Source organism: Desulfobacula phenolica (assembly GCF_900105645.1).
GTDB lineage: Bacteria > Desulfobacterota > Desulfobacteria > Desulfobacterales > Desulfobacteraceae > Desulfobacula > Desulfobacula toluolica.
Genome location: NZ_FNLL01000001.1, coordinates 491107 through 506602, shown reverse-complemented (window position 1 = coordinate 506602; position 15496 = coordinate 491107). Strand labels below are relative to the sequence as shown.

Genomic DNA, 15496 nt, shown 5'->3' with positions numbered 1-15496 from the left:
TATTAAATTCGTGTCAAACCTGTACACGTTTTCCAGCGTTTATTTCCCGGATAATGGCTTTTTTGAGTACGGACAAATAGTCTTCTACTTCAAATTCATTTTCAATCCAGGCTTTGGAATAATTCACTTCAATTTTTTTGATACCCACCACTTCTTTGACAGGTTCATTTTCTTTTTCTTTTGGCTTTGCCTGCCCTTCTTTTATTTTTCCTTTTCCAAGGCAACTGTCTTCAATAGAGGTTTCATAGTCTGTTTGATCTGATTTGGACGGTTTGGGTTCAGGTGATGCCGGTTTCGGTCGGCCAAGGTAACTCAGCTTGCTTAAGATGTTATTGTATTCATCATCTTCAAACCGGCGCAGGGCGTCACTGATCATGGCGATCAGGGTCTGATCCTGCAGTGTCTCAAGTTGTGTTTCAAAAGGTTTTTTCAACTCATCCTGAAGGCTGGCAGACAAGCGTATAAAATCTTCCATGCCGATCATTTTATTGAGCAGGCTATTGATCTTGTCAATTGCCACCTGTCTGGTTGTTTTAAGTTTTTCATCCAATTTATCAGACACTGTTTCAACCAGGGATTTAACCCGGCTCATCTTATTGTTTTTGTAACAACTGCTATCCTTTAATATGTCAAGAATCTGGCCGGATTCATCCCCGTCAATATAAGAAAAATTATGCTCCTGGCGCTTTAAAAAATTGACGGCATCATCATAGATCGTTTTCAAGGGGCCATTCATGAACCTTTGAATAGGATCAACTACATCTTCTTTCATATCCAGCAGGCTGTCTTCAATTTTGTGCAAATCGGTTAAAAAGAAAGTATAGGGTTTTGCCTTGAGTTCTTTGAGTATTGCTGTAATTTTCTCCAACCCGGCCAGGAACGGATATTTATGGCGTTCAGCAGCAAGCTGTGACAGTGCTTCAATCTTTTCTTTAATGGCTTCTGCTGTTTCTTTGCCAAGCGCCTTTGCTTCTGTAGAGGATGTGGGGCTGTCAAAGAATTCTTCGTAAAATTGTTTCAGGCTGCGGATCTGGGCTGCGGTAAAATCATTTAAAGGTTCAATGATCAGGTTTGAATGGACATGGGTATTTAACAATGCTTTTTCAAGCTGGTCATCTTCAAGGATATTACTGTCAAAATTCAACTCCACCTTTCCTGCTGCACAGAGTTTGGCTGCGATGCACAAAACAGCGGCATAATACCAGCCGTAGGATTTTTTCCCAAACCGTTCAATAAGGCTTTTGACCGTGGTTCTGATACCGTTTTTTTTGTTGGCTTTAACAAATGACAGCATCTCCTGTTCTGCTTCACTGAGAAGCGTTACATCATCACCAAACAGATTCCCGCTGTCCTTCAGGCATTTGGTAACATAGCTTTCAGTATAGGTAAAATCTTTAAGCATCTTGAGATTCGGGTAAGTCCTGACAATCAGGTCATGGAATCCTTTTATGATTCTTGCCTGCGGATCTGTACCGCCGATATCAACCAGATTGGCATTGATAAACAATTTTGCTTTACCAAGAAGGTTTTCAATATGCTGTTTAAGATCGTTATACCGTTCCTGGTTCTGTAAAGTTTTGTCTGTTAAGATTCTTTTGATGGATTCTTGCTGGGTGGTGGAGATGTTTTGGCGGATATATTTATTGGTTCTTTCATACATCAGAAGATCACGCATCATGCGTTCATCCGGGGGCATAATCACCAGAAGCTCATCTCTTCCGGCCGACTGCATTTTCAGGACTTGTTCATTGTCTGCATTCTCATTAAAGGGGCTTATGACATGGACGCTCAGTTCATGTTCCCGTCCAAACAGCTTGTCATCCATCTTTCTTGAAAATGGATAGTCCTGGCCATTTTGGTCATATCGTATTTTTCGCAGCTTTATGATGGTGTCAAAAACGATTTTATACAGGTGGTCATCTACAGCAGAGGCTTCAATGTCTGTGTTTTTTATTTCTTCTTCAACATCCTTTTCTTCATCTGTCAAAAATTCAAATACCTGGCCGTTTCTCCGGATATATGTCTGCTGCTCAAGAAGGTTCAATGCTTCAGTCAGGTTCTTGTTCAAATGCCCCATGTCCTTGTTAAATTCATCCAGCATCAGAACCATAAGGTTTCTTTGTGTGGCCCTGAATTCTTTAATATATTTTACAAGAAACAGTGCCTTGAGAACCTGTACTGCAAATTTATTGTCCAGATGTCTTTCAGCAAGCTGTATGGATCTTTGGATCTGGGCTTTTAAGGCACTTCTGATTCCTTCAAACATGAGATCAAATGTGGCAAGCCGGCCCACTTCATAGTCTGAAATGTGAACCGCCACCTGCTGAAAAACCCCGAGCATAGACCGTTCTCCAACAGACCTGTGCTTTCCTTCAAAGGCGTTGTGCATGGACAGATTCTGGATGGCTGTCTGAAATAAGATGAACTGATACGGTATAAAAGGATATGTATGGATAAAGTGGTCCTGATCTTTAAAATTTCTGTATAGCTGGGCACCGTCTGCAAAATCAAACAGGGTTTTTAAATTATTAACCTGATCATCATACACTTTGGACAGTTTATGAATCCCGGTATCATTTTTTTGCAGCAACCGCTTCCGGATAACTTCAGCCACATCCGCACTGGTCAGTTTCATCCTGTTCTCAAATCTGGCCTGGATTTTTGAAAAGTCGTTGCTCTGCTGCTTGTTCATTTCACCGACAAGTGTATTCATGTCCTCCTGAGCCGTCACAATTATCCAGGCTCGCCCACGGCTTTTGGTTGCAAGGCTTTCTGCTATGGTCTGAAGATTGGTCATCAGCTTGACATTGTCCGCAACATATTGGCCGACTTCATCCACAAAGAAGTTTAACCGGAAATTGGTTTCCTGCGTTTCAATATAGCTGTTAACCTGTTCGGCAAAGTCTTCAATGGACAGACTGTAATCACTTCGATATTTATCAAGTATAGCCGTGACCTCTTGACCGGTTACGCACTGGTATGCTTCGTCAATATGGGCTGCCACACGTTTGGCCCTCATCCTTCCCCATTCCCAGTCTTTTGAGGACGCTGTTTTAAAGGCATCTTTAAATTTATCCAGCAGGTTGTCCCGGTCAAGTTCTCTTTCAAACTGGGCAATATAGGCCTGTTTCCCATAATATCCGCAGGATTCGTCAAATACTTTTACAAATACCGCCACCAGCGCATCTATTTGAGTCTTGCTGATCACATCCGCCTTTTGATCAATATTGAACAGGATGCTTTTTGAAGGAATGCTGACAGCTTTTTTCAGGTCACCTTTAAGGATCTGATTATCGCCGCATTTGGGAAGTATAATGTCCAGTACTTTTGCCCCTTCAACCTCACGGTTTTCCATAAGCAAGGCCAGTATCTTCAGCAGATGGGACTTGCCGGACCCAAAGAAACCGGATATCCATACGCCATTTGCTCCGTCATAGTTGTTATATGCGTCAAGAAAGGATTCCAGGCGCTTTTCAACTTCATTGGTTAAAACATATTCTTCAACTTCAAGACGCAGGCTTGCTTGATCATCTGCCTTAATGACACCTTCTATGGATCTGTCTACCGGTTTTTCAAATATGGTTTTTAATGCCATTTTCAAGTTCCTTAAATCAAATCTCGCAGTGATATATATTGAATGCTCTATAGTATTTGTCATCGTGCAGCCTGCCAAACAGGTCCAGGGATGCGCCTGATTCCAGTGAATGGGTATATTCCCCCGGAAAAAACATGACCATGGGGTGGTTCTTGACTGTGCTTTGCAAATTATTCAAAACATTATGAGACCGGATATAGGGGTATACTTCACCTGCACCGGACATAAAAACAACATCGTGGTCTTGTTCTGTTATGGTTTTTGCGATTGCAGGCACCAACACGGTTTCAATATCCAGAATGGACTGTAACTCTTCTTTTAACTCATCTTTGGTCATCTTGGACTCTTCTTCCAGATACCATTCCCAGTCACCATTTTCTTTCAAGATCTCAACAGATATGTCATATAAATTGATCTCCAGAACCTGAACGCCGGTTTGTGACAATTTGTTGGTCAACTGTTTTAGCATCCTTTCCATTTCAACAGCTTCGGAAGGTCGATATGGACAGATAAAAAAAGGAACTTCATTTCCAAGTCCCTGTTTTTTTAAGAATCGATCACTGCTGATCAGTGTCTGAAGATGTTTGAATCTTTCCGGTATTGGTTGTGTTTGCGTATCAACAGTCATTTTATCAACTCCTTGAAATCTGTATCTGAGACCGGCAGTACAAGATATATCCCGGATTTGTCAGTGAACAAAGCCCTGGCAACTCGTTTGGTTAATATTGCGGGCAGTATTATGTTCCTCTCTGATGTGATCTCCGCTTGCCGGAGTATTCTGAAAAGAACCTGTTTGAGTTTTTTTTTTGTTGAGTCTTTGAGCTTTCCCAAATTTTTGTGCCATTCAGCTTTGGTGTCAAAAAAAATAGTATAGTCTTCGTCTGTTATAGAATAGTTCATGAGTAAAAACTTTTCCCGAATTACTTCAACGGCAAAATCACGGATAAAATCATACCGTTTACAAACTGAAATCCAAAGAATCTGGAGTTGCTCCTGCCTTGAACCGTCGTGAATTATTTTTAATTGTTCCGAAGAAAGATTTTTTAGACGGGAGAGTACTTCACGGCATATCCTTTCAAGAGAATTGCTTGTCCTTGCCTGGAATAGGTTGGTTTTTAATATTTTTTCCCGGACTTTTGCCCAGTCTTTAATTTTCAAATATAGCTCTGCTGCTGAGACGGATTCTTGATAAAACAGTCCTCCAACGGTAAAAGACATTCGATATTTTGGTAATGAACCGTTTTTATTATGTAACCCCATTGATAAAAAATTTCATTCCCCTTTCTAACATGCAACCCAGAATCAATTGATACATCCTTTGATTCAACAACTTGAAATCCGTAGGTGATCCTTTCTGAAAAAGTCAAAATTGTCAATATCTATTCCCTTATAGTTTGATTAAGGGCGTCCCTCTTTTCCACAGAAATAAAAATGTTTATATTGTTGACCTTTTTATGTAAAGTGGAATAAAGGATAGGAAAGCGGAAACGATCATCAATTGAACCTTAACGCAAAGCACATATGGAAAGGAGTGATCATTATGGTAGATTTCTGCAGTAACATCCGACCTAATACAGTCGGAGACAGGCCCCAAATTCATCCTTCTGCCTATATTGACCCTGCGGCTGTAATTGTCGGGAATGTCCACATAGCACAGAATGTTTTTGTAGGTCCAACGGCTGTCATCCGGGCAGACGAACCAGGACCGGACGGTAAGGTCTGGCCCGTCACAATAAACGCTGAAACAAATATCCATGACGGGGTGAATATTCATGCTTCAGGAGGAAGCTCGGTTGAAATAGGGTCCCGGGTTACTTTGGCCCACGGTGTAATCATCCACGGACCGTGTACCATCGAAGATGAATGTTTTCTCGCACTTCGGGTCACGGTTTACAATGCCGTTTTAAAAAAAGAAACATGGGTTGGCCTTGGCACAATGATTATGCATGTGACGATTCCTTCCTACACCATGATACCTGCCGGAACGATAATTCGCTCCAAATCAGATGCTATCTATTTCCGGACTGTGAATAAAAAAGAATCCAGATATCACCAGGCCTCTTTAAATGCAACTAATAATTTGCGGGAGGGGTATCTGGCACTTGCCAGGGGAGAAAATTTGAAGGATTTAAAAGAATAATTGAAGGATATTACAGTCAATTATCTCTTTTCCTTTTCCAGCACCTGCTACTAACAGTCATGGCAGATTGAGTTGCAACAACAAAACATGAAGGTCGCTGTTTGGATTTTTAAAAACTTTCATATAAATATTCTTGCCTCTTTGTTCAATTTATTCATTAAGAGATGTTGAGTCAGCTCATAAATAGAATGATAAGCAGGTATTATTTTATGTGCGGTGTCATCATATTTATTATGAGGTATATACTGTTTCAGGCTGTCTCTTATCATTCTTCCCGGATGCGGATCATACGCAGTTCCATTGATATAGCTTCGGCAGGACAACTCGTTACACAAAGTCCGCAGCCGAAGCATGCGTCAATGTTATATTCCATAATAAATTTCACTGTCCATATATACCCGCGCTGAATCAAAATAGGTGATACCCTGTTCATAAGCCTCCTTAATAACAGCCTGTGCCTGGTCTTTTTGTCCAGTTGTCCGAAGGATACCTTCCCCGCCAAGGCCGACCAGGGTAAGCTTTTTATCAGAGTTTTGAAAAAATTTTGATTTTGCAAATTTGATTTTGTTCTCTGGACCATTTGTCATGACGTTCGTCCTTATATTTATTTTACTGTTAACCTTTCAGGCCGGATCATCATTATTTTTTAATAAATGTGCCGTCCCGGTATTCTTGAAAGGCAACCGCCAGTTCCTCCTGGGTGTTCATGACAATAGGGCCTCTCCATGCGACAGGTTCTTTGAGCGGATTACCTGTTAACACCAGAAATCTGAGGTTTTCATCGGCAGCTGTAATTGATAAATATTCCCCTTTTTCAAAAAGAACCAAATTGCCGTTTTCTATAAATTTGTTATCTGTAGTTCCACTGCCGCCGATCACATAAATAAAGGCGGTATAAGTCGGATCAACTTCATGTATAAAGGTTTCCCCTGCCGGAACGGCACAATCCAGAAATTCAGGATCAATTACAATGTCATCCATTGGGCCTTGTACACCGGCGATATTTCCTGCAATTACTTTGATTTTAATATTGTTTTGCGTACTTATTTCAGGAACCTGGTCTGCTGTAATATCACGGTATTTTGGTGAAATCATTTTTTGTGATGCGGGCAGGTTGGCCCAAAGTTGAAATCCATACATAGCCCCTTTTTTATCGCCTTTCGGCATTTCCTGGTGGATAATCCCGCTGCCTGCCGTCATCCACTGTACATCCCCCGAAGAGATGATTCCCTTGTTGCCTAAGCTGTCCCCATGTTCCACATCCCCCTTAAGAACATAGGTTATGGTTTCAATGCCACGGTGGGGGTGCCAGGGGAATCCTTTAAGATAATCTTCAGGCGTATCGGACCGAAAATCATCAAGCATCAAAAAGGGGTCAAACGTTGGCGCTTCATTGTATCCAAACACCCGGCTCAGATGAACCCCTGCCCCCTCTGTAGTTGGTTGACGGGTTAATATCAATTTTACTTTTCTGACATCCTGCATGGTTCCCCTCCATTTACTGTTTAAAGAACTTTGGGCCTCTCTTGCTCTGAGACTGTTATGGTATCCGCCATAAGCAGGTTGCCGAAGATCAGACAGGACGAAAGGGGCGGAAACTTTATGTTAAGCGAATTGAGGTTAGTTCTTCATTTTATATTCAATCAGACCCATGCGCAATACATGATTTGGCAGCGGATAAAATTTTCTTGGGATTAGAAAGAGAGGGAGTGGATTACGAAGAGACCGCAGCCTTTCCCGGTCCAAGTCAAATGAGTTGTTCCGCCCTCTGTTTAAGGTATCCATGTGATAATACCACCATCTGGATTTTGTTGTTTCCATTGCCAAAAAGAATCGATATCACGAATTCCGTTTTCAATAACAGCTTTATATATCTGTATTCCCATCACCTTTTTTCTAATGGGAATATCGTTTTTAATTCTGAGAATTGCTTCACGAGTTTCTTGTGTCAAAACTTTGGAAATACGTTCAGCCACATTCTCAAAATGACCAACATAGGGGGATTCATTTAAAATGTGAATCATATCGATCTGCCAAGAATACCCTTCTTGATCATCATAAAAAGCATGCCACTCGATGCATTTGTCTTCCGCTTCAAGTAGATTTGTGTAGTTAATCGTTTTAATGCGTTTATTCTCTGCAAGTCTGGATATCACTGAAAAACTATCAGCAAGCCTAAATGGGTTTGTATAAATATGAAAATCAATATCCCGATTATTTATCAGTAAGCCTGTTTTTAGTGAACCTACCAAATTGATGGTTGCGCCAATTGAAGACCATAATTCAATTATATTTATATCGTCAATGACACCCCAAGCTTTTTTTTGTATTTGTTCTGCAATTTCTAAAATATGGTTCATTAATATTTATCTCATTTTCAATTCATAGCCGATTAAATAATTTATATGAATCTGCATATCACAGCACATGATTTAAGGCATACCTTCAATACATACATGAGAAAGGCCGGCACCCATGATACCGTGACCATGGATATAACCGGGCACTCTACCCGGGAAATGTTTGACCGGTACAATACAGTTGATGAAAAAAAAAAGGCTGAAGCTGTAAAAAGAATGGAATTTTTTTTATTCAGTCATGGAGATAAGGTCAATAAAAAAAAGTTGACTTTTAGCGGCAAAAGTTTAGCAAATCGTTGACCAAACGCAAACAGAGGTTTAGATTGAACCATCTAAACCTCTGTTTTTATTATGGTACCGAAGAGAAGACTTGAACTTCCACGCCTTGCGGCACTAGATCCTAAGTCTAGCGTGTCTACCAATTCCACCACTTCGGCTTAATCCCTTAAGCACATGATTTGGTGCCGAAGGGGAGATTCGAACTCCCACAAGCGTTCGCTCACTTGTCCCTGAAACAAGCGCGTCTACCAATTCCGCCACTTCGGCTCTAAGCCTTCCATACTGCACATAAACGAGCAATTAAAGATTGCTTAAAAATCATGATTAGGCTATATATATGTGTTTGAAAGCTTTGTCAAGATTATTGTTCCAAATAGAAAAGGTAAATATGGAATTAATTGAAAATATAGATCAGATTAACAGCCCGTTTAAAAATGCGGTCATTACCATCGGCAACTTTGACGGTGTTCACAAAGGACACCAAAGCCTTTTTCAACAAGTGATAGAAAAAGCAAAACAGATCAACGGAACATCCGTTGCCATGACATTCGATCCTCACCCGCTAAAAGCTTTGGGAATTTCAGGCCCGCCCTTGATTACCAGACGTGACCAAAAGCTTGAACTTATTGAACAATGCGGCATAGATGTTTTGTTGTGCATCCCTTTCAACATGGAGTTTGCCGCCATTACCGCCCATGATTTTATTGAAAACTTTCTTGTGAATAAAATCGGAATGAAAGCTATCATTATTGGCGCGGACTATTCATTTGGGAAAGACAGACTGGGTAATGTAGATCTTTTAAAAACAGAAGAAGACAATCTTGGATTTAAAACCATTGTTTCACCATGGATAAATAATACGGATTCGGATCTGGAAAGAATCAGCAGCACCAGGATACGTGAAATTGTCAGTCAGGGAAATGTTGACCAGGCCATGAAATATCTTGGCCGGCACTATCAGATCAGGGGTAAAGTGATCAAAGGTCGCGAACGTGGCGGCAGCCAACTGGGATTTCCAACTGCCAATATCAAACTCCATGATGAGTTGTGCCCTAAACTGGGGGTCTATGCGGTTACGGTGGAAACAACAAAAGGCAATTTCTGGGGGGTGGCCAACATTGGTTTCTCACCTACATTTGGAGACCATATATTTACCATTGAGGTTCATATCCTTGATTTTAATCATGACATTTATGATACCCGTATCCGGGTCAATATGGTTGCAAGGTTAAGGGATGAACAAAAATTTGCCAATATTCACGAACTTTCCGAACAGATTAAAAAAGACATTGAAACAGCAAAGGATATTTTAGAGAAAAATGGCCATTCTTAAAATTTTAACCTATCCTGAAAAATCGCTATTGCAACCATCAGATAAGGTTGGCACCATTGACGATGACATAATAAAACTAACCGAGGATATGGGAGAAACCATGTTTGAGGCACCTGGCGTCGGGCTTGCCGCGCCCCAGGTTGGTGTGAACAAACGAATTATTGTCTATGATTCAAATGCAGCAAATCCGGAAGATGACGGGTCAAAAAAAAAATTTACAGCCTTGATCAACCCCGAAATAATTTCAGCTTCGGGCAGCATTATTTCAGAAAAAGAAGCCTGTTTAAGTGTGCTTGACTATAGCTCTGATGTTAAAAGATATGAGACCGTAACGGTTAAGGCTCTTGATACTGAAGGAAAACAACTTGAATTTGAGGCCCAGGGAATTCTTGCCGTCATCATGCAGCATGAAATTGATCATCTTGATGGTATACTGTTTATTGACAGAATCAGCATCTTAAAAAGAACCATGTATAAAAAGAAACTTGCAAAAAAGTTGAAAATCAAATGAAACAAAAAATACGTGTCATATACATGGGAACACCTGATTTCAGTGTTCCGGCTTTGCAGCACCTGGCGGCACAGGATGATTTTCATATCAGCCTGGTGGTCACGCAACCGGACAGGCCCAAGGGCAGAGGAAAAAAACTTGCACCCTCCCCTGTCAAAACTGCTGCGCTCGAGCTGGGCCTTGATGTTTTTCAACCCGAAAAAATCAACACACAAGAGGCAAAAGACAAACTTTTATCCCTTCAACCTGATTTTTTTGTTGTTGCAGCCTTTGGACAGATCCTTTCACAGGAAATTTTGGACATTCCCAAAGTATATCCCATAAACATCCATGCCTCGCTGTTACCCAAATACAGGGGGGCATCCCCCATCCAGGCATCCATTCTTAATATGGATGAGATCACCGGGGTTACCACCATGGTTATGGCCAAAGGAATGGACACAGGAGATATTCTGCTGACATCAGAAACACCCATATCAGAACATGATACTGCCCAGGATATCCATGACCGGCTGGGGGAAATCGGTGCGGACCTTATTGTGAAAACCATTCATGCCATTTTGGACAACCGCCTTAAACCCATGCCCCAGGATCACTCAAAGGCCACGAATGTCAAAATGCTCAAAAAAAGTGACGGCAAGATCAACTGGAACCTTTCCAACCGACAGATCCGTGCCCATATCAATGCCATGACACCCTGGCCAGGCGCATTCACCCATCTTGAGAATAAATTGATCAAAATTTATACCGCCAAGACATCTGACAAACCGGTCAACCATGAGCCAGGAGTCATTTTTCAATGCGATAAAGAAGGTATCCATGTAACAACCGGAAACGGCTGCCTGACAATTCTTGAACTGATGGGGTCGTCCGGAAAACGATTAAAAGCCATGGACTTTTTATGCGGTCACAAGATTGATCCGCCTGTAAAATTTGATCTTTAGATGATTAAAGATCCCCGACACATCGCCTTGAATGTTTTATGCTCCTGGCACAAGGCATCATTGACCCTTGACAAAAGCCTGGAAAACCATTCAGAAGAGATATCCTGTCTTTCCAAAAATGACAAAAACCTTTGCAATGCCTTGATATTCGGTGTTCTTCGCCATAGGGAATCTATTGATCATACCCTTTGTGCTTTTTCAAATATTCCCTTGATAAAAATAGACACAGCGCCTTTATATCTATTAAGAATAACTTTATTTCAAATTCTGTACATGGACAGAATTCCGGCCTTTGCCGCCATTAATACTGCGGTTGATATTGCAAAAAAAACTTCAGGAAAAAAAACAGCCGGATTTATTAATGCCGTGCTAAGAAATGCGGCAAAAAACAATTCAAAAATCACTTTACCTGACCCAAAGGCGGAACCGGCAAAATTTATTTCCATCCAATATTCTTTGCCCTTATGGCTGTCAGGAAAATGGAACCATGCTTTTGGATTTGAAAAATCAAGCTTGCTTTGCCGACAGATCAATACGATTCCTCCGATTACCCTTCGAACCAACACATTGAAAATTGACAGGCAATCTCTTGCCCAAAAACTTTCTTTAGTCGCAAAAAACATTGATTTGACTGAATATGCAGATCAGGGAGTCAGTTTTACCAACCCCAGTATACCCATCCGGGAATTTGAAGCATTTAAACTTGGATTGTTTCAAATCCAGGATGAAGCCGCACAGATTGTCACACAGTTATTGTCGCCCAGACCCGGAGAAAAAATTCTGGATGCCTGTGCCGGTCTTGGGGGAAAAACCGGCCACATTGCCCAGCTAATGGAAAACAAGGGGATAATTATCGCAGCGGATGTGGAACCCAAAAAACTTGAATTCCTTGAATCAGATGCAAAAAAACTGGGCATTGAGATTATCCGGACAAAACCAATAAATTTGCTAAAAACCTCGATCAAGGATTTTGACTTTTATTTTGACCGTGTCCTGATAGATGCTCCCTGCACAGGGCTTGGCGTACTGCGGCGGAATCCGGATGCTAAATGGAAGCGCTCAAAAAATGATATTGCACGGCTTGCGGCAAAACAAAAAAAAATGCTCAATGCAGCAGCCAATCTCGTCAAACCGGGGGGGATTCTTGTCTATGCCGTCTGTTCGTGTGAAAGAGAAGAAAATGAAGAGGTTATCCACAACTTTTTAAATAAAAGAAAAGATTTTTCAATTGATACCCATTTTAAATCCAACAAATATTCCAGGTTAATGACCCGGGACAAATTTTTAAAAACATATCCCGACACAAACAATATGGATGGTTTTTTTGCGGCCCGCTTAAAGAGGAAATCCAGATCTTAAGTGAAATTGATTTTAAAATATTGTTTTATTTTCCTGTTGGCATTTTCCATTGCAGGCACCATTGGCTTTTACTCGATACGTCTTTTTACCCAGAGTGCGGATGAAATTGTGTTGCCCCAATTAACAGGCAAAAACATTATTTATGTGTTGGAAACCCTCACCAACATGGGATTAAATGCAAAACTTTACGGCACCCGGTATGATGATGCCTTTCCCAGGTATGCTGTCATATCCCAGGACCCTCAGCCGGGGTCTACCATAAAAAAAGGCAGAGATGTCATTATTTATATTTCAAAGGGGGCAAAAGAAAATATTATTCCGGATTTAAGGCAAATCCCACTTGAACAGGCCATGATCCTTCTTGAAAAAAACGAATTTAAAAAAGGGCATGTCTCTTTTACATATTCTGTAAAAACCAAAAACAAATGTGTCATTGCACATTATCCGGAACCTTTTTCCACGGCTTTGAAAGGCTCTTCCTGTGATCTGCTGGTCAGCCGGGGTATCAATCCTGTGGCCGTGATCATGCCGGACATAACACGATTACGTCTTGAAAAAGCATCGGCTGTCATTGAAAATCTTCATCTTGATATTTCTCAAATCATATCAAACGTGGATCCTCATCAGGATTGGGGGATTATTTTATCTTCAACCCCACACGCCGGCAGCCATGTGACTGAAAATACGCCCATAACCCTTTTTGTCAACGCTCTGGAAAAAGGCAGGCATATGTCACCGGACAAATTAAACAGCCTTATCCTTTTGACCCATTCTCTGAGTCCCGGCATATTAAAACAGCATGTCAGGGTTGAAACCGACATGTTCGGACCTATAATAAATCTTTACAATGAATATATGAAACCAGGTGAAGACATTAATATTTTAGTTCCCCCGGCAATTAAAACCAGGGTGAACATATTTATTGATCAAACCCTTGAAAAAACAATTATTATTGATCCTTGGAAAGAGGACATTGACGCAGGAGACAGTATCTTATGGGAATCATCGCCCCTTCAATTTTATCAGCCGATTTCACCCGACTGGGTGACGAATTAATCCAAATTAAAAAAGCCGGTGCAGACTGGATACATATTGATGTCATGGATGGACAATTTGTACCCAACATCACCTATGGCCCAATCATTGTCAAGGCATGCGAACGAGCTTCGGATCTGGTACTTGACGTGCATCTAATGATTGAAAAACCGGATTTGATCATCCCTGAGTTTGCCAAAGCAGGAGCCCATTACATTTCCGTTCATGCCGAAGCCTGCACTCATCTTCACAGAAGTCTTCAGCTGATCAAAAGCTTCGGTGTAAAGGCAGGTGTGGCATTAAATCCTGCAACTCCTCTGTCTTCAATTGAATGGGTTGTGGATCAGCTGGATTTTGTTTTGATCATGAGCGTGAATCCCGGATTTGGCGGTCAAAAATTTATTGAATCCAGTGTTGAAAAAATAAAAGCCTTGTCAAACATGCTTAAAGAAAAAAATTCCACGGCCATAATCCAGGTGGATGGCGGAATCAACAAAGAGACCATTAACAAAGTTTCCAAGGCAGGTGCCACCTCTTTTGTTGCAGGATCTGCAATCTTCAACACTGAAGATTACACAAAAGCCATATCAAATTTACGCCTGAATATGTAACCGGAATATGTGAAGGATAAAAATGAAGAAAATCACAACCCATGCACAAAGCCTTTTAAAAACCTGTTATGCAGTCTATCGTCTTTGTGATCAATTTGTTAAACATGAGGGCTGGATTCAGGCCTCGATCAACAGAACAAAACATTAGCCGCCATGACCCAAATCAAATCCAATGATAACACGGTTAATTACAATATTATTTTTGTCTTAACCCTGATTCATTTTGCCGGTGATTTTTATTCTTCCTTTTTTGCCCCGTTATTGCCTGCTTTTGTTGACAAGCTGGATTTAACCCTTGCCCAGGTCGGGTTGATAACCGGAATGATAAGGCTTCTTTCTTTTATTGTACAACCTGTAACCGGATATCTTGCGGACAGGTATGAAACCAGAAGCTTTGTGCTTGCAGGACTCTTTTTAGCCTTTTTCTTTATCCCGTTTTCAGGCATTGCCCCAAATTTCTGGGTACTGATGACGGTTCTTTGCATAGGGTCAATCGGGTCATCAATTTTTCATCCAGCCACAACAGGCATGGTGCCCTTATATGCCGGCAACCGCACAGGATTCTGCCTGTCCATTTACAACACAGGAGGAATCCTTGCCTTTGCACTGGGCCCGGTATTTATCACTTGGTATGTGGGTCAATTCGGCCTTGAACAAATGCCCTACACTCTTGTTTTAGGAGCGCTTGCCCTGCTTTTCTGTATCAAATACCTGCCGGTTCCCGTCAGCGAGAACCTTTCCCATCTGGGATTTTTCGGATCTATTAAAGATACCCTTGGCAAAGTATACAAATCCATTTTCCTGATATGGCTGGTGATGGTTCTTCGGGCGGTAACCGGGCAAACATTTATGACCTTTATGCCCATTTACCTGACTGACAAAGGCCATAATCTTGTTTCCGTGGGATTGATTTTTTCTCTGTTTATTCTGGCAGGCACTTTCAGCGGCCTTTTGGCAGGCTGGATGGCCGACAGAACGGATTTTAAAAAAATCTTTTTTGTTTCCCATGCCTTTATGACCCCGGCCCTTTTATTATATCTTTATCTTCCGGGCCAGTTTGTTTATCTCGGATCTTTTCTTGCCGGATTTGCGGTTCTGGCATCACTTCCCCTTGGAGTGGTAATGGCGCAAAAATTAGCCCCCAAATCCAGGTCCATGGTATCAAGCCTGATGATGGGTTTTGCATATGGCCTTGGTGGTGCATTGTCGCCTATAGTCGGCAAACTGGCCGATATTTACGGCCTTGAAAATGTTCTTTTTTATTCAGCATTTATCCCTGTTGTAACCCTGATTTTCATTCTTAAATTTCCAAAGGTTAAATAGACGGGT

General features: G+C 41.3%; 17 protein-coding genes and 2 tRNA genes. 10 read left to right on the top strand and 9 right to left on the bottom strand.

Translation table 11 applies throughout. From position 1 onward, the window contains the following. Positions 1–13: 13 nt before the first annotated feature. From brxC to BLT94_RS02140, 3 genes are read right to left on the bottom strand one after another with little or no spacing between them, the layout of a single operon-like run. On the bottom strand, positions 14–3595 hold the full coding sequence (gene brxC / locus BLT94_RS02150; protein WP_092229947.1) for a BREX system P-loop protein BrxC: 3582 nt from the start codon (positions 3593–3595) through the stop codon (positions 14–16). Between the two features lie 16 nt (positions 3596–3611). Next, on the bottom strand, positions 3612–4223 hold the full coding sequence (locus tag BLT94_RS02145; RefSeq protein WP_014958235.1) for a DUF1788 domain-containing protein: 612 nt from the start codon (positions 4221–4223) through the stop codon (positions 3612–3614). Next, the gene (locus BLT94_RS02140; RefSeq protein WP_092229945.1) at positions 4220–4855 is read right to left on the bottom strand and encodes a DUF1819 family protein; all 636 of its coding nucleotides are present in this window, start codon (positions 4853–4855) and stop codon (positions 4220–4222) included. The genes BLT94_RS02145 and BLT94_RS02140 overlap by 4 nt, the downstream gene beginning before the upstream one ends. A 280-nt stretch (positions 4856–5135) precedes the next feature. Here BLT94_RS02140 and BLT94_RS02135 point away from each other — a divergent pair, with 280 nt between their 5' ends. Continuing rightward, positions 5136–5735 (top strand): LbetaH domain-containing protein, encoded by a 600-nt coding sequence (locus tag BLT94_RS02135; protein WP_014958237.1) that lies wholly within the window; start codon positions 5136–5138, stop codon positions 5733–5735. Between the two features lie 265 nt (positions 5736–6000). Here the strand turns inward: BLT94_RS02135 and BLT94_RS22625 are convergent, their stop codons facing one another. The 4 genes from BLT94_RS22625 to BLT94_RS02115 all read right to left on the bottom strand — a co-directional run bounded on the left by BLT94_RS22625 (position 6001) and on the right by BLT94_RS02115 (position 8095). Further along, entirely contained in the window at positions 6001–6108 is a 108-nt protein-coding gene (locus tag BLT94_RS22625) for a 4Fe-4S binding protein (RefSeq protein WP_175530244.1), read from the bottom strand. Continuing rightward, positions 6098–6322, bottom strand: coding sequence for an aldo/keto reductase (locus BLT94_RS02125; protein ID WP_139168966.1), 225 nt, complete (start codon positions 6320–6322; stop codon positions 6098–6100). The genes BLT94_RS22625 and BLT94_RS02125 overlap by 11 nt, the downstream gene beginning before the upstream one ends. A gap of 52 nt (positions 6323–6374) precedes the next feature. Continuing rightward, on the bottom strand, positions 6375–7220 hold the full coding sequence (locus tag BLT94_RS02120) for a pirin family protein (protein WP_092229941.1): 846 nt from the start codon (positions 7218–7220) through the stop codon (positions 6375–6377). Positions 7221–7507: 287 nt separating this feature from the next. After that, on the bottom strand, positions 7508–8095 hold the full coding sequence (locus BLT94_RS02115; RefSeq protein WP_092229939.1) for a hypothetical protein: 588 nt from the start codon (positions 8093–8095) through the stop codon (positions 7508–7510). Between the two features lie 45 nt (positions 8096–8140). On the opposite strand from BLT94_RS02115, the gene BLT94_RS02110 reads away from it, so the two are divergent. Continuing rightward, positions 8141–8395: a tyrosine-type recombinase/integrase gene (locus tag BLT94_RS02110; RefSeq protein WP_245742905.1), complete on the top strand. Its 255-nt coding sequence runs from the start codon at positions 8141–8143 to the stop codon at positions 8393–8395. Positions 8396–8447: 52 nt separating this feature from the next. On the opposite strand, the gene BLT94_RS02105 is transcribed toward BLT94_RS02110, so the two are convergent. Together BLT94_RS02105 and BLT94_RS02100 are read right to left on the bottom strand one after the other, a co-directional pair. Continuing rightward, positions 8448–8532: transfer RNA gene (locus BLT94_RS02105), tRNA-Leu, on the bottom strand. Positions 8533–8554: 22 nt separating this feature from the next. Next, positions 8555–8641: transfer RNA gene (locus BLT94_RS02100), tRNA-Leu, on the bottom strand. A gap of 121 nt (positions 8642–8762) precedes the next feature. On the opposite strand from BLT94_RS02100, the gene BLT94_RS02095 reads away from it, so the two are divergent. Genes BLT94_RS02095 through BLT94_RS02065 form a run of 8 tightly spaced genes read left to right on the top strand, consistent with a single transcriptional unit; the run spans position 8763 to position 15490 of the window. After that, the gene (locus BLT94_RS02095; protein WP_014957001.1) at positions 8763–9707 is read left to right on the top strand and encodes a bifunctional riboflavin kinase/FAD synthetase; all 945 of its coding nucleotides are present in this window, start codon (positions 8763–8765) and stop codon (positions 9705–9707) included. Then, the gene (gene def, locus BLT94_RS02090; protein ID WP_092229937.1) at positions 9694–10218 is read left to right on the top strand and encodes a peptide deformylase; all 525 of its coding nucleotides are present in this window, start codon (positions 9694–9696) and stop codon (positions 10216–10218) included. Before BLT94_RS02095 ends, def begins: the two co-directional genes overlap by 14 nt. Beyond that, positions 10215–11162 carry a methionyl-tRNA formyltransferase gene (gene fmt / locus BLT94_RS02085; protein ID WP_092229935.1) on the top strand — a complete coding sequence of 316 codons (948 nt, stop codon included), beginning with the start codon at positions 10215–10217 and terminating at the stop codon, positions 11160–11162. Before def ends, fmt begins: the two co-directional genes overlap by 4 nt. Further along, on the top strand, positions 11163–12521 hold the full coding sequence (rsmB, locus tag BLT94_RS02080) for a 16S rRNA (cytosine(967)-C(5))-methyltransferase RsmB (protein ID WP_092229933.1): 1359 nt from the start codon (positions 11163–11165) through the stop codon (positions 12519–12521). It abuts the gene before it with no gap. Next, positions 12522–13577: a PASTA domain-containing protein gene (locus tag BLT94_RS02075; protein ID WP_092229931.1), complete on the top strand. Its 1056-nt coding sequence runs from the start codon at positions 12522–12524 to the stop codon at positions 13575–13577. Further along, positions 13517–14167: a ribulose-phosphate 3-epimerase gene (rpe, locus tag BLT94_RS02070; RefSeq protein WP_092229929.1), complete on the top strand. Its 651-nt coding sequence runs from the start codon at positions 13517–13519 to the stop codon at positions 14165–14167. The genes BLT94_RS02075 and rpe overlap by 61 nt, the downstream gene beginning before the upstream one ends. A 22-nt stretch (positions 14168–14189) precedes the next feature. Further along, a complete protein-coding gene (locus tag BLT94_RS22480) occupies positions 14190–14315 on the top strand; it encodes a hypothetical protein (protein ID WP_281243334.1) in 126 nt (41 codons plus the stop codon). Positions 14316–14320: 5 nt separating this feature from the next. After that, positions 14321–15490: an MFS transporter gene (locus BLT94_RS02065; protein WP_092229927.1), complete on the top strand. Its 1170-nt coding sequence runs from the start codon at positions 14321–14323 to the stop codon at positions 15488–15490. Positions 15491–15496 lie beyond the last annotated feature (6 nt).